The following is a 13,856-nucleotide window of genomic DNA, read 5'->3' on the forward strand; positions in this document are numbered from 1 at the left end:
ACACCCCTAAAGTTGGATTTTAGTGTCCAACTTTTGGGTAGCACATCATTCTAGACAGGAGTTTTTATTATGAGAAACGGGTATGTGTAATGAAACAGTTAGAAATGAGGTTGTATATGAAAATCGCAATTGTCGGTGCAGGCATGGCCGGCATCGGAACACTTCGCTATTATATTGACCATATCGATAATCCTGATATGGAAATTTATATGTTCGATGATTCAAATGCTGCAGGGACTGGATATCCATTTGGGCCAGATGATGACGCATTATTACTCAACCAGCGACTAAAAAAGATGACGCTCGCACCGTGGGACGATAAAAAAGAATACGTCAAATATTTAAAGAAAAATAATCCGGACTTATTAAAGCACGAATTTATTACGCGACCAGAATTTGGTGAGTATTCTAAAGACGTGTTTTCAGAGTATGTAAAAGATAGCCGAGTGACGTTCGTACCGACAGTCGTCGATGATATCGATGTAATAGAAAAGACGTATATCATACATGCAGATGAAAAATACGAAGTCGATATCGTACACTTATGTATCGGTCAGTTACCTCAAACGGATATTTATAATTTAAAAGAAATTGAAAAATATATTAGTACACCGTTTCCGATAGAACGCAATAGTGACGTGTTATTAAACGCGAAATCTGTCGGAGTGATTGGGACAAACTTAACGTCACTCGATATTATTATGTATTTACATCACAATAACTATAAAAACGATATTTTAGTGACGTCACGAAGTGGCACAGTGCCCTTCATTAGAGGAAATGAAGCGGAAGTCGATATCGACGTAGAAGCGCTAAAACAAAATAGAGACATCACGATTCAAACAATCGTCGATATATTTAAAGAAGAAACGAAGAAGCAAGGTATAGATTTTCATCTTTTAACAGAGCTCAATGACATGCCGGTCCTCGATTCTCTCACATATCAACTCGAACATTTAGATACGCTCGGTGTAGTTCAACAAATCGCTGAAGCAATGTCAGAAGTACTTCGAGAAGTGTGGAATCATTTGTCCATAGAGGATAAAAAGTACTACATTAAGCATATAAAAGGGACGCACGGCCAATTAACGGGACCATTTCCGAAAATGACAGCTGAAAAAATCGTAGAACTAATTGAAGCAGGACAATTAACTTACGTATCGGGAGTAAAAGATATTAGTTATGATGACGAGTTTGTTATCAACTCTGAAGATGGTAGTTATTCAGCAGACGTTATGGTGAGTGCGGTCGGTCCAAACTTAAGTGGCGAAAATTTAGCCGATGAAAACAACGCTTCACCTTTAGTGAAGACGCTTATTGAAAAGGGGATTCTACAAGTCGACGAGCTTGGCGGTATAAAGATTACATACCCCGAGTTTTCGGTAATCTCTAAAGCTGGTGTGTTAGATACTATGAAATTATACGGGAACTTAGTATCTACAACGCACATTAATAACTCTGGTGTGAACTTAATATTAAAGAAAATACCGCATTCGATTGACAAAATTATCCAATGAATGATGACTGATGTGTTATACTTAAGAAAATAATATAGACATTTCGGGGTGCTACTTTTGTGGCTGAGATTATACCCATTGAACCTGTACAGATAATGCTGGCGTAGGTAACAAATGTTTAGGGCTTCTTTGAGCACTCCGAAATTATGCAAATAATTAAGGAGTGCTTTTTTTGTTTGATTTTAAACCGGGTTTTCCGCTTCAATCGAGCCCGCTCGTGAACTGTATTACGAATCAGATTTCTATCGAAATGATCGCGAACAGTTTGCTGTATGTCGGTGCAAAACCGATTATGGCCGCTCATATCGAAGAACAAGATGAAGTAATTCAAGCCATAGACGCGTTGTTGATTAACTTAGCGCGTTTACCACACAATGAAGCGACACATTTAGTACATGCAGCGAAGCGTGCGAATTCTCATAAAAAGCGAGTCGTTGTTGATTTAGTCGGATATGGCGTCAGTCAGTTTAGAAATAGTATCGGTGACGCACTCGTTGATCTTAAGCCGGCAGTAGTTAAAGGCAATATGTCTGAAATGCGTGCATTTTGTAAACTGAAGAGCCATGGCCGAGGGGTAGATGCTGGTGAAGAGGATACGAAAGCGGACCGTTTAGAGGAGTTAATCGACGCGTTAAAAGATAAAACACGTACGTACGAAAACACGGTCTTCTTAGCGACAGGTCCAGTCGATATTATCGTCAGTAAAGACCATGTAGTGAAATTGTCGAATGGTGTCGAATATAACGGTCAATTTACTGGAACTGGAGATACGGTCGGTGCGCTTATAGCTGCGAATTTAGGTAGTGGTCTTCATCCTGTAGACGCATGTATTAACGGAGTCAGTTATTTTAACATTTGCGGTGAAGTCGCAGCAGAGAAAAGTCGTGGTCTTAACGAATTTAGATTTCATTTATTAAACGAGTTATCTCTATTAAAAGATACAGATTGGACGAAAGAAGTTAAAGGAGAATACGTATGACATTCGATTTAAGTTTATATTTAGTGACAGGACGCTATGATTATAGCGATGATGAGTTTTTATCGATCATTGAAGAAGCGTGCAAAAATGGGGTCACAATCGTACAACTACGAGAAAAAGAGTTAACGACAAACGCGTTTTATAATCTCGCCGTTAAAGTAAAAGAAGTGACGGACAAATATAACGTGCCACTTATTATTAATGACCGTGTAGATATTACTTTAGCAGTTGACGCTGCGGGGGTTCATATCGGGGATGATGAGTTACCTGTACATATTACTCGACAAATTATAGGTGACGATAAAATACTCGGTGTCACTGTAAAAACAACTACTCGAGCGATAGAAGCAGAGAGAGGTGGTGCAGATTATTTCGGCGTAGGGGCATTCTTTGATACAAACACAAAAGAAACGATTGTTCAGTCGAAAGAAGCGTTAGTCGAGGTCATTCAACATACGAACGTGCCATCTGTTGGGATCGGTGGTCTTAAAGAAGAAAACATAGACGTATTAAAAGATACAGGAGTAAAAGGAGCAGCTATTGTATCTGAAATTATGTTAGCAGAAAACGTTGCAGAAAAAGTAAGTGGTTTAAAACAAAAAATAGATTATATTTTGGAGGACAATTAGATGATTAACTCAACACCACAAGCAGTTACAATCGCAGGTTCAGACTCTGGAGGTGGCGCAGGAATTCAAGCAGATTTAAAAACATTTCAAGCGCGTAACGTATTTGGAATGAGCATTGTCGTCGCACTCACTGCACAAAACACAAAAGGCGTACAAGACGCGTATTATGTACCGACAGAGTTTATTGATGCACAATTTGATTCTCTCGCAGATGATTTTAAAATCGGTGCGTGTAAAACAGGTATGCTCGCAAGTGAGGCACATGTAAAATGTGTTGTAGAAAATTTAAAAAGAGTCGATTTTGGACCGTACATATTAGATCCCGTGATGATAGCAAAAGGTGGTCATAAATTACTCGAAGACGGCGCAATCGACTCAATAAAGTCAGAATTAGTACCACTTGCAACGGTCATTACACCGAACATTCCAGAAGCGGAAGTGTTAACAGGCTTAACGATTCAATCTGGAGAAGATATGGTTGAAGCGGCGAATTACTTAAAAGCACTAGGGGCAGAAAACGTCATTATTAAAGGTGGACACCGTGATGATTCATATGCTGAAGACTTCGTCAGTTTAAAAGATAAAGAGTTTTGGATGCGCGGCACACGTATCGATACAAATCGTACACACGGTACAGGGGATACGTTCGCAGCGTGTATCGCATCTGAACTTGCTAAAGGAAATGATCTAAAAACGTCAATTATTACGGCGAAGAGTTTTATCCAAAGCGCGATTGAAGAAGGTATCGAAGTTGGTCACGGACATGGTCCCGTTAACCACTGGGCAGAGGTAAAAAATAGTATTGAAATTATCGAAAAATAAAAAAGGGAGTTCCGAATGGAACTCCTTTTGTCGTGCGATTATTCGCCTAATTTACCGATTTGGTCTTTTGTTTTTTTAGATGCATTGTCTACTGCATCTTTCGCTTTACCAGCAGCTTGATCTGCTTTACCTTCGAATTCTTTACTCTTATCGTTTAACGCTTTACCGGCTGTTTCTTTTGCTTTACCTTTTAATTGATCTACTTTACCTTCAAATTTACTCATTCATATCATACCTTTCATTTCTGAAGTACTAGATATATACCCGGTTTATATGTTTTAAAACATCGAACCGTAAAATTGAGTTAGATATTTGAAGTCGTAAGTTCATCGTAAGACATATTATCGTAAGTGTCTTTGTCTAACGTACCGTCAGTTTTTGCTGTTACAGTACCTGCGACCATAGAGTCACTAACGTTTAATGCTGTACGTCCCATATCGATTAACGGCTCAACAGAAATTAATACTGCAGCAAGTGCGACTGGTAAGTTCATCGTACTTAAGACGATAATTGCAGCAAATGTCGCACCGCCTCCTACACCAGCGATACCAAGGCTTGTAACTACGATAACGACGATTAACGTGAGTATAAACTGTAAGTCAACATTCACTCCAGCAACTGGCGCAACCATTATCGCAAGCATAGATGGGTAAATTCCTGCGCATCCATTTTGTCCAATCGATAATCCGAAGCTTGCAGAGAAGTTTGCAACACTTGACGGAACACCGAGTCGTGTCGTTTGAGTTTGAATATTTAACGGTAACGCACCTGCACTTGAACGTGACGTAAATGCGAATAGTAACACTTCAGCCGTCTTTTTAACGTAAGTGAATGGGTTTAACCCCGTTAATGCAATAATAATTAAATGAACGATAAACATCGCAATGAGTGCAACGTAAGACGCGACGACGAATAAGCTTAAATCCACTAAAGCTCTAAAGTCACTTGTTGCAACAGTATTTGCCATAATTGCTAAAATTCCGTATGGCGTTAAGCGTAAAATGATTTTAACGAGTTCCATGACGAAATCGTTGAGGATTAAAATCCCCTCTGATAATTTGTTTGCACGTACTTCATCGTGTTTTTTAAACTTTAATAAACTATATCCGAGTAATGCTGTGAAAATTACGACCGCAATTGTCGAAGCACCACGCTGACCTGTAAAGTCTAAAAATGGATTTGCTGGAATCAGTTGTGTAATTTGTTCTGGTAACGTTAACCCTTCAATTTCTGAAGCTGTAGATTCAATATCTAAACTACGTGCGTTTTCAGCTTCCCCTAAATTAATACTTGAAGCGTTTAAGTTAAATGCGATAGCTGTCGTAATACCAATTACCGCAGAAATTGCAACGGTAATGAGTAAAATCGAAATCGCCTTAACTGCAGACTTTAAAAATTTCTCTCTAACTTCTAATTTCGCAAATGCACTTAAGATTGATACGAAGATCAGTGGAATAACGATCATACGTAGTAATCGAATGAAGCCATTTCCGATGAGGCCCATCCAACCTGTCGTTTGAGTCGTAACGTATGAATCAGCACCATATAGAAGCTGAAGAATTCCTCCGAATACTAAACCAATACCGAGTGCGATTAATACGCGGTATGAAAATTTAATATGCTTTTTTTGCATGAAAAAAACTCCAACAAGGAGCGCAAAAAATACAACTAGATTTATAATAATAAATGTAGCGTCCATGAATAACATCCTTCTTAAAATTTTGATAAATCGATTATAGGACATTTTTAATTCCTAGTAAATAGATATGTTTTGAATTAATAAAATATTTTTTGGGTATAGTATAAAAATGGAGTGATGATATGAATATATTTTTAACTTTAAATAAAAGTTATATAGATGGAAAATTTGTTGAAGGCGACAGTGGAGAAGTATTTCAGTCGTTAAACCCGTTTGACGACTCGTTGGTTGCAGAAATTCCGCTCGCGAGTTTAGAGCAAACGAACAAGGCATTTGAAGTTGCGGATAACAGTGAATGGAAACACAATCCGAAACAACGTAAGAAAGTACTTAAAAATCTTATCAAACTATTTATTCAGCATAGAAAAAATATCATAGACGTCTTAATTAAAGAGAGTGGAAGTACGTTTGTTAAAGCGAATGCTGAATACGTTGCGACGATCAATATTTTAAGAGAATCGTTAAAATTAGTGGAAAAGATTGGACATGTTGGAAATCGTTCATCTCTTATACCAGGTAAGAAAAATTTAATTTACCGCTCACCAAAAGGAGTAGTGTCGTCCGTTGCGCCATTTAACTTCCCGTTACATTTATCGATGCGTACAATTGCGCCAGCACTAGCGTTAGGCAATGCGGTCGTCCATAAACCAGACGTTCAAACAGGAATCGTGAGTGGGGCGATACCGGCAGTATTATTAAGAGAAGCGGGAGTACCGAGTAACGTTTTTCAGATGGTGTTAACTGAACCGAAACTTGTTGGTGAGGTATTTTTTACGCATGAGAAAATTAATGCGATTAGTTTTACAGGATCGACTGCAGTTGGTAAACACATTCGTAAAGTAACAAACGATAGATTTATATCGACAGCGCTAGAACTTGGCGGGAATAGTCCTTTTATCGTTATGGATGATGCGAATTTAGATCATGCAGTACGTGCGTTAATTCCTGGGAAATTTTTACATTCCGGTCAAATATGTATGAGTGTAAATCGAATCATCGTTCATGAATCAGTATATGAAGAGTTTATAGATAAATTTAAAGCGGCAACTGAAAATTTAAAAATGAGTGTCGAACACAATAAAGTTGGAATCATCGGTCCGATTATTAATAAAACACAGCTTGAAAAAACTAAGAAATTTATCGAAATGGCAAAAGCGTCTGGAGAAATGGTGTTAGAAGGTGAAGTGAGTGGTAATTTTGTCACACCATTTATCTTTAAAGATATTAAAAATGACAGTGAGATCGCACAAACTGAATTATTTAGTCCGATAGCGTTAATTATAAAAGCACGTTCTAACGATGAGGCGATTCGTTTTGCAAACGATACAGATTACGGATTATCGGCTGCGATATTTACTGAAGATGTTGAAAAAGGTCAAATGTATGCGGAACAAATAGAAAGTGGTATGGTACACGTCAATGAACAAACGGTTCTTGATTTTCCGAATATACCGTTTGGTGGCGTTAAAAATAGTGGTATGGGACGTTACGGGAATCCATATGTGTTAGAAGATTTTACAGATTTAAAATGGATGAGTACTCAGCGTGGGCCGTTACCATATCCGTTTAATTAAAAAAGACTGCAGCTTAGTTGCAGTCTTTTTATGGTTTAAATAGGAACATTTCTCTCGTATATTTTGGTAGAAATTTTAAGCATAGTTTGTCGACGATAAATGCAGCGATGACAGGAACGATGAGATACGCCACTGTAAGTTTAGCGATATTCATACTCGTACTACCGTCCATTAACGCTAACGAGTTAATTGGACCAACTAATCCTGTGTGACCAAAACCTGCTGACATCGGTGTACCTTGAACGTTCATAAAGTATCCTGTCGCACCGACGATAATTCCGTTAATGACTAACGGCACTGCGATAATTGGGTTTTTGAAGTACACAGGCATCATCATTTTACCTGTACCGATGATGAGAGCGATGATTGTACCTTTGTTGTTAATTCCAATTGAACCGAATAAAAACGTCATACATGCTGTTAAAATTCCTAAGTTTGCTGCACCACTCGCAAGTCCAGAAAGACTGACAACAGTCGCAATCGCAACGAGTGAAATTGGTGTTGCGAGAAATGCAGAGTAAAATACACAAATTAAAATCGTCATGAGAAGCGGATTTAAATCTGTAAAGTGCGCAATTAATTCACCTAAACTTGTCGTCACAAGTTTTGAGTACGGTAAGATCATTAATCCGATTAAACCGGGAACGACACCACCGAGAAACGGTAAAAATACGATGTTCAGAGATCCGAGTTTATCGCCAATGAATACGATAATAGCCGCTGCAATAATGAGCGTAATTAAAACGTTAATTAGATCTCCCATTCCTTGTAAACGGACACCCGTTTCTTCAAAGACTAACGCTCCAGAACCAATTAACGCTGCGCCTCCTAAAATTACGCTGCGAATCCCGTCAAACTTTAAGTTGATCCCCGCTAATACACCGATAATGACAGATGTAATTAACTGAAATGAACTTACTGCATTACCGATCGTTATAAAGACGTCAGAATAACGTCCAAAAAACTTTAGTACTTCTCCGAGTAATGCACTAGAAATTAATGCAACGACGATACCAATCGCCATCCCATTTAATATATTAAAAAAGAAATCCTTTTTAGACATTTTCATACGAAAGAATCACTCCGTAATATGTATTTTTCATAATCATATCCCTTATATGGTGAATAAACAATATGGATTTTTGAAAGGTTGAATAAAATTTTGATTATTAAATAAAAATAAAAAACCTTACCGATATAAAAATCGGTAAGGATTATTTTAGAATACGTTGTCCGGATTTTCTCTTTCCATATCTGTATTTGGATGTTCTTCTACGTGTTCGTAATATTCTTCTAACTTATCTTGGTCTGGCGTAATTGTAAGTCCTAAGTTTCGTCTTTCTAAATCTGCGTCTTTATAAAAACTAATTGTCATCAGGATAATTACGATACTAAATGGGAAAGCAGATATAATTGCTGCTGATTGTAACGCGCCTAGACCTTCGTCACCGCCCGTGAGCAATAGTACAAATGCGATGAGTGACAGTAATACTCCCCAAATGACTTTAATTCCTTTAGGTGGTTGTAACGTTCCGTATGACGTTTGCATACCTAAAACGAATGTCGCTGAGTCCGCTGATGTAATAAAGAATATCGATACTAATAGTATTGCGATTGTTGAAAGTACGACACTTAGTGGTAATTCATTAAATATCGCAAATAACTGTGTTTCTGGTGGTAACGCTAATATGCTGTCTGAATTTTGAGCGACAGTAATTCCTGTCGTTCCAAATACACTAAACCAAATTAAGCTTACGATTGTTGGAACGAGTAATACTGCAATAACAAACTGTCTAATTGAACGTCCTTTTGATACACGTGCAATAAATATACCAACGAAAGGACTCCAACTGATCCACCACCCCCAGTAGTAAATGGTCCAGCTTTTCAGCCATTCAGATTTTTGCTCATAGAGAGGGGCTACGTCGAAACTGTTTTGTAAAAAAGTTCCGAGGTAAGATCCTGCAGTTGTTGTCATCATATTTAAAATAAGGATCGTTGGCCCTATGAAAAATAGAGCAACTAATAATAGTACTGCAAGTGACATATTAATGTTACTTAAATATTGAATCCCTTTAGATAATCCACTCCAAGCACTCACTAGGAAAAGAATTGTAACAACAAAAATAATTATAAACTGTACTAAAATATTTTGAGGCACATTCAATAAATAATTCAGACCTGCGTTAATTTGTAACGTACCTACACCTAAAGATACCGCAACCCCAATAACAGTTGCGAATACCGCAAGTACGTCGACGACTGTACCTAATGGACCATCTACTCGGTCTCCAAAAATAGGTCTTAACGTTTTAGACAGTAAACCATCTTCGTTCTTTCTAAACTGGAAGTATGCGAGAGATAACGCAACGATTCCATATACCGCCCACGGATGGAATCCGTAGTGGAATATCGTTGAACGCATTGACTCCATGAACGCTTCTTTAGTTTCTCTGTCAGTTGATGGTGGTGCTAGATAATGGGAAATAGGTTCTGATGCCCCGTAGAACACAAGGCCAATCCCCATACCGGCACTGAATAACATCGCTAACCAAGAAATTGTTCTGAATTCAGGTTCGTCATTCGGTTTACCAAGTTTTAATTTTCCAATCGGACTAAATATTAAAAATACTGAAAATAAAATAATTACCGTAACAAGTATCATGTAATACCAACCAAAAGTAACTGTAATATAGTTACTTAATGCTCCAGTCATTTCACCGAATCTTGCTGGCATAAACATACCAAATAAAACAAGAATTAGTACTAAAATTGACGCGTATTTAAACACTGGTGATATTTTTTGCTTACTTTTATCGGTCATTTTAACACTCCTTTTTTATACACAAGTATATAGACTAACATATTGATACTTAGAATAAAAGGATGTTTGAAAATAAAGTAATAATATCTAGTCTAATCTATTGTGTTTCTTATTTAAAATTATTATAATTAAGTGTATATAAAGCATTAAATTAAATGATAATTTTCTAAATTAGTAGGTGAACAACTTTGAAAAAATGGTTACAAAATAAAGGCTTTCGAAACACGGTTATTTGTGCATTCCTTATTATTATAGGGATTGTACTTCAGTACCAAGGCCTTGAAAATGTTGCGATTCCAGTATTTATTGCTGCTTTTTTAATCGGGGGATATTATAGCGCAAAAAACGGAATCGAAGAACTGATTCACGACAAACATTTAAACGTAGACGTACTGATGATTTTAGCTGCCGTTGGTGCATCGATCATCGGTTATTGGATGGAAGGTGCACTGTTAATTTTCATTTTCAGTCTTGCTGAAGCAATGGAATCGATGGCAAACGAAAAAAGCCGAAACGCGATTTCTGAGTTAATGAACTTAACGCCAGACGAAGCACGTCGTTACAATGAAAACGGCGAAATTGAAGTCGTTCCAACTGCTGAGCTAAAAGTTGGAGATAAAGTTCAAGTGCCACGCGGTGAAACAATTCCAATTGACGGAAAACTACTTTCAACTGACGCGGTTGTTAACGAAGCATCTGTTACAGGTGAATCCGTTCCTGTTGAAAAACTAACAGGAGACGAGGTCATCGGGGGGACGATTAACGAAGGTAACAGAATCGATATGGAAGTCACAGTTGAAGACAGTAACACGTTATTTGCTAAAATTATTCGACTTGTCGATGAAGCGCAGTCTTCACCAAGTAAAACAGCGAGTTTTATTGAGTCAATTGAAGATACTTATGTAAAAGTTGTATTAGTCGGGGTTCCGTTATTTATCGCTTTAGCGTACTTTGTACTCGACTGGGGTTGGACAGAGTCGTTTTACCGTGGGATGGTACTTTTAACAGTTGCGTCACCATGTGCATTAGTCGCAAGTGCAACACCTGCAACACTTTCAGCAATTTCAAACGCTGCACGTAACGGAATGGTGTTTAAAGGCGGTCAAACGATTGACAACACGAATGCGTTAAATGCGATTATATTTGACAAAACAGGTACGTTAACAGTCGGTGAGCCTGCTGTTACAGATGTTTATTACGTAGATGGTGTCGACCACGCACATGTCGATGAGGTTATTAAAAGTGCGGAATCAGGATCTATGCATCCAATTGCAGTAGCGATTTTAGATTACTTAGAAGACACGCCACTCATTGAACTCGGTCACGTTGAGGATATTACAGGTAAAGGATTCTTAATTCAAAACAAAGGTAGCGAATGGAAAGTCGGAAAGCATAGTTATGTGTTAGATGAATCTAATATTCAGCTATCTGAAGAAGTGAAGCGTGTCGTAATTGAAAAAGAATCGACAGGAAACACGGTAATTTTCGTGAGTCGTGATAACGAGTTACAAGCGTTTTATGCGCTAGAAGACGTCGTGAAAGAAAATGCGAAAATTGCGATTGAAAAACTTAATAACATGGGTATTCAAACGATTATGGTTACGGGTGATAATGAAAATACCGGAAAGCATATCGCAAAACAAGTTGGTATTAAAGAAGTTCATGCAAATAAAATGCCAGATGAAAAATCTTCTATATTAGATGAATTAAAAGAAAAATATGGTAACATCGGAATGGTTGGAGATGGTGTAAACGATGCACCGGCGTTAGCGAAATCTTCAGTTGGATTTGCGATGGGTTCAGGAACAGATATCGCAATGGAAACAGCAGACGTCGTACTTATTAAAGACGACTTAACGATGATACCGTACTCTATAGGATTATCTAAAAAGATGAAACGAATCGTCATTGCGAACGTTTTATTTGCAATTGCGGTCATCGCGTTACTCATCATTGCGAACCTTTTCCAAGCAATAAACTTACCACTAGGAGTCATTGGCCACGAAGGATCAACAATTCTAGTTATACTAAACGGTCTAAGGTTATTAGCGTATAGAGATTAAACATTTGTATTCTTGATGAATAATAGCTTATAATAAACGTACATATAAACGTACGTTTGGAGTGAAGGATATGGAAATTATTACACCCACAAAGGCTAGGGAAAATTTTTATAATATTTTAAAAGAAGTTAATGAAAGTCATAGTCCAATAGTTATTAGTGGTAGCAAATCAAACTCTGAAGCAGTCCTTATTAGTAAAGAAGATTGGGATAGTATTAATGAAACGCTATATTTAGAAAATAACGGTGTATTAAATGTAGTTAGAGAACGAATGGAAGATAATAGTGGTTGGACAGATATTGACGATATCAATTGGGATGAGCTATGAGCGTAACACAGTATAAAGTTATTATTAAAAATAGTGCAAAGACCGATTTGAAAAAGATTAAGCAATCAAACTTAAAGTATAACTTTATGAAGATTATAGAGACATTAAAAAATGATCCCTTTAAATCGACACAATCATTTAAAAAGCTCGTACCAAAAAGTGAGGGAAGATATTCTAGAAGAATTAACCATCAACACAGAGTGGTTTATACAGTAAATGAAGATGAGAAAATCGTCTATATTTACTCATGCTGGTCTCATTATGAATAAACGCCGAGTACAGTTGTACTCGGCGTTATTTTATTTGTTCTTACGTTTACTAAATGATTGATGTGCCTCGGCGATGTCGATTGTTTCATCTGCTAAATTATCGAGTCGGTGCAAGATGTTAACGTCTGTGAGTCGCTTTCCTTCGTATGCTTCTGGTGTGATGAATACATATGATGATAGTACGTGTGCTTTCATGTAGTTTAATATTGGCTTCAGCATCATTTCTGCAACTAAGAAATGTCTATTGGATCCTGCTGTTGAGACGATGGATACTGTTTTTCCTTTTAAGCCATTGATTGGTAATAGGTCGAATAAGTTTTTTAGAACTGCAGGGATTGATGCTTGGAACACTGGGAATCCGATAACGATGACGTCAGCGGCTAACATTTTAGAAATAACTTCTTTTGTGTCACCCGACCAGTCTTCATAATGACGACCATCTGCTAAGTTGAGTGTTTTATCTTTTAAATCGATCATCTCGATATTATGAGTATTATAATGTGTTTCAAAATAATCTGTGACGTATTGTAAAGCAGTTGCCGTTTTTGAACCGACATTCGCTCCAACTAATACTAGTATATTCATTACGTTCTCTCCTATAAAATTATCAATTATATCGTATCATTTTCTTGGTGTATTGTAATATATGACGATTAAAATCAGTCAAATTGTTGATGAAAATGTCAGCGATTTTTTGAAAATATTTAAGAAATCGCTACCATTTTTTGTTTTAATCGCTATAATTAAAAAGAGATTATTATTAGGGGGATTTTCAATGAAGGAAAGTAAACTAGAATCACCAAGACAGATTAACGTCTTTTTAGCAATTATACCGTTCATTGTTATGATCTTTTCGATGTATGTTGCGGTGGTTAAATTTGAAATTGATCCGCACGTGCCGTTAATTCTCGGTACGGCAACTGCTGCGATTGTCGCTCTTATTTGTGGTTATAAGTGGGATTCACTTGAAGAATTTATGTATAAAGGAATCAAACTCGCACTACCGGCTGTCGTTATTATTATTTTAGTTGGTCTCGTCATCGGTTCTTGGATCGGTGGAGGTATTGTTGCGACGATGATTTACTACGGTTTAATTTTATTAAATCCTAAATATTTCTTCTTAAATTTCAAGTTTAAGTTAGCCACTTGAAA

14 protein-coding genes and 1 riboswitch are annotated in these 13,856 nt (G+C 37.2%); of the genes, 9 read left to right on the forward strand and 5 right to left on the reverse strand.

What is annotated here, in order from left to right; translation table 11 throughout:
* Positions 1-116 precede the first annotated feature (116 nt).
* From HMPREF3029_RS08945 to thiD, 4 genes are all read left to right on the forward strand, one after another.
* Positions 117-1,517 carry an FAD/NAD(P)-binding protein gene (locus HMPREF3029_RS08945; RefSeq protein WP_070710503.1) on the forward strand — a complete coding sequence of 467 codons (1,401 nt, stop codon included), beginning with the start codon at positions 117-119 and terminating at the stop codon, positions 1,515-1,517.
* A gap of 34 nt (positions 1,518-1,551) precedes the next feature.
* Positions 1,552-1,646: riboswitch (TPP riboswitch) on the forward strand.
* Positions 1,647-1,689: 43 nt separating this feature from the next.
* On the forward strand, positions 1,690-2,496 hold the full coding sequence (locus HMPREF3029_RS08950) for a hydroxyethylthiazole kinase (protein ID WP_083315030.1): 807 nt from the start codon (positions 1,690-1,692) through the stop codon (positions 2,494-2,496).
* Positions 2,493-3,125 (forward strand): thiamine phosphate synthase, encoded by a 633-nt coding sequence (gene thiE, locus HMPREF3029_RS08955; RefSeq protein ID WP_070710507.1) that lies wholly within the window; start codon positions 2,493-2,495, stop codon positions 3,123-3,125. The genes HMPREF3029_RS08950 and thiE overlap by 4 nt, the downstream gene beginning before the upstream one ends.
* Positions 3,126-3,947 (forward strand): bifunctional hydroxymethylpyrimidine kinase/phosphomethylpyrimidine kinase, encoded by an 822-nt coding sequence (thiD, locus tag HMPREF3029_RS08960; protein ID WP_070457090.1) that lies wholly within the window; start codon positions 3,126-3,128, stop codon positions 3,945-3,947.
* 38 nt (positions 3,948-3,985) lie between these two features.
* On the opposite strand, the gene HMPREF3029_RS08965 is transcribed toward thiD, so the two are convergent.
* Positions 3,986-4,171: a CsbD family protein gene (locus tag HMPREF3029_RS08965; RefSeq protein WP_040928447.1), complete on the reverse strand. Its 186-nt coding sequence runs from the start codon at positions 4,169-4,171 to the stop codon at positions 3,986-3,988.
* A gap of 80 nt (positions 4,172-4,251) precedes the next feature.
* On the reverse strand, positions 4,252-5,646 hold the full coding sequence (locus HMPREF3029_RS08970; protein WP_070710509.1) for an L-cystine transporter: 1,395 nt from the start codon (positions 5,644-5,646) through the stop codon (positions 4,252-4,254).
* A gap of 122 nt (positions 5,647-5,768) precedes the next feature.
* Here HMPREF3029_RS08970 and HMPREF3029_RS08975 point away from each other — a divergent pair, with 122 nt between their 5' ends.
* Positions 5,769-7,220 (forward strand): aldehyde dehydrogenase family protein, encoded by a 1,452-nt coding sequence (locus HMPREF3029_RS08975; protein ID WP_070710511.1) that lies wholly within the window; start codon positions 5,769-5,771, stop codon positions 7,218-7,220.
* Positions 7,221-7,248: 28 nt separating this feature from the next.
* On the opposite strand, the gene HMPREF3029_RS08980 is transcribed toward HMPREF3029_RS08975, so the two are convergent.
* Positions 7,249-8,289, reverse strand: coding sequence for a PTS sugar transporter subunit IIC (locus tag HMPREF3029_RS08980; RefSeq protein WP_070710513.1), 1,041 nt, complete (start codon positions 8,287-8,289; stop codon positions 7,249-7,251).
* A 150-nt stretch (positions 8,290-8,439) separates the two neighbouring features.
* On the reverse strand, positions 8,440-10,044 hold the full coding sequence (locus HMPREF3029_RS08985; protein WP_070710515.1) for a BCCT family transporter: 1,605 nt from the start codon (positions 10,042-10,044) through the stop codon (positions 8,440-8,442).
* A 188-nt stretch (positions 10,045-10,232) separates the two neighbouring features.
* On the opposite strand from HMPREF3029_RS08985, the gene HMPREF3029_RS08990 reads away from it, so the two are divergent.
* The 3 genes from HMPREF3029_RS08990 (at position 10,233) to HMPREF3029_RS09000 (ending at position 12,704) form a co-directional block, all read left to right on the forward strand.
* Positions 10,233-12,107: a heavy metal translocating P-type ATPase gene (locus HMPREF3029_RS08990; RefSeq protein WP_070710517.1), complete on the forward strand. Its 1,875-nt coding sequence runs from the start codon at positions 10,233-10,235 to the stop codon at positions 12,105-12,107.
* A gap of 70 nt (positions 12,108-12,177) precedes the next feature.
* Entirely contained in the window at positions 12,178-12,435 is a 258-nt protein-coding gene (locus HMPREF3029_RS08995) for a type II toxin-antitoxin system Phd/YefM family antitoxin (protein WP_068129527.1), read from the forward strand.
* On the forward strand, positions 12,432-12,704 hold the full coding sequence (locus tag HMPREF3029_RS09000; RefSeq protein WP_068129529.1) for a Txe/YoeB family addiction module toxin: 273 nt from the start codon (positions 12,432-12,434) through the stop codon (positions 12,702-12,704). Before HMPREF3029_RS08995 ends, HMPREF3029_RS09000 begins: the two co-directional genes overlap by 4 nt.
* 30 nt (positions 12,705-12,734) lie before the next feature.
* Here the strand turns inward: HMPREF3029_RS09000 and HMPREF3029_RS09005 are convergent, their stop codons facing one another.
* Positions 12,735-13,289, reverse strand: coding sequence for an NADPH-dependent FMN reductase (locus HMPREF3029_RS09005; RefSeq protein WP_070457085.1), 555 nt, complete (start codon positions 13,287-13,289; stop codon positions 12,735-12,737).
* Between the two features lie 190 nt (positions 13,290-13,479).
* Here HMPREF3029_RS09005 and HMPREF3029_RS09010 point away from each other — a divergent pair, with 190 nt between their 5' ends.
* Complete coding sequence (locus HMPREF3029_RS09010; protein ID WP_070710519.1) at positions 13,480-13,854, forward strand: hypothetical protein; 375 nt, start codon at positions 13,480-13,482, stop codon at positions 13,852-13,854.
* Positions 13,855-13,856 lie beyond the last annotated feature (2 nt).

This window comes from Nosocomiicoccus sp. HMSC059G07 (genome assembly GCF_001815515.1).
GTDB lineage: Bacteria > Bacillota > Bacilli > Staphylococcales > Salinicoccaceae > Nosocomiicoccus > Nosocomiicoccus ampullae_A.

Bases quoted from the DNA above. Each gene is read 5' to 3' on its own strand.
- HMPREF3029_RS08945 (WP_070710503.1), top strand. From the start codon at position 117: ATGAAAATCGCAATTGTCGGTGCAGGCATGGCCGGCATCGGAACACTT.
- thiE (WP_070710507.1), top strand. From the start codon at position 2,493: ATGACATTCGATTTAAGTTTATATTTAGTGACAGGACGCTATGATTAT.
- thiD (WP_070457090.1), top strand. From the start codon at position 3,126: ATGATTAACTCAACACCACAAGCAGTTACAATCGCAGGTTCAGACTCT.
- HMPREF3029_RS08965 (WP_040928447.1), bottom strand. From the start codon at position 4,171: ATGAGTAAATTTGAAGGTAAAGTAGATCAATTAAAAGGTAAAGCAAAA.
- HMPREF3029_RS08970 (WP_070710509.1), bottom strand. From the start codon at position 5,646: ATGGACGCTACATTTATTATTATAAATCTAGTTGTATTTTTTGCGCTC.
- HMPREF3029_RS08975 (WP_070710511.1), top strand. From the start codon at position 5,769: ATGAATATATTTTTAACTTTAAATAAAAGTTATATAGATGGAAAATTT.
- HMPREF3029_RS08980 (WP_070710513.1), bottom strand. From the start codon at position 8,289: ATGAAAATGTCTAAAAAGGATTTCTTTTTTAATATATTAAATGGGATG.
- HMPREF3029_RS08985 (WP_070710515.1), bottom strand. From the start codon at position 10,044: ATGACCGATAAAAGTAAGCAAAAAATATCACCAGTGTTTAAATACGCG.
- HMPREF3029_RS08995 (WP_068129527.1), top strand. From the start codon at position 12,178: ATGGAAATTATTACACCCACAAAGGCTAGGGAAAATTTTTATAATATT.
- HMPREF3029_RS09000 (WP_068129529.1), top strand. From the start codon at position 12,432: ATGAGCGTAACACAGTATAAAGTTATTATTAAAAATAGTGCAAAGACC.
- HMPREF3029_RS09005 (WP_070457085.1), bottom strand. From the start codon at position 13,289: ATGAATATACTAGTATTAGTTGGAGCGAATGTCGGTTCAAAAACGGCA.
- HMPREF3029_RS09010 (WP_070710519.1), top strand. From the start codon at position 13,480: ATGAAGGAAAGTAAACTAGAATCACCAAGACAGATTAACGTCTTTTTA.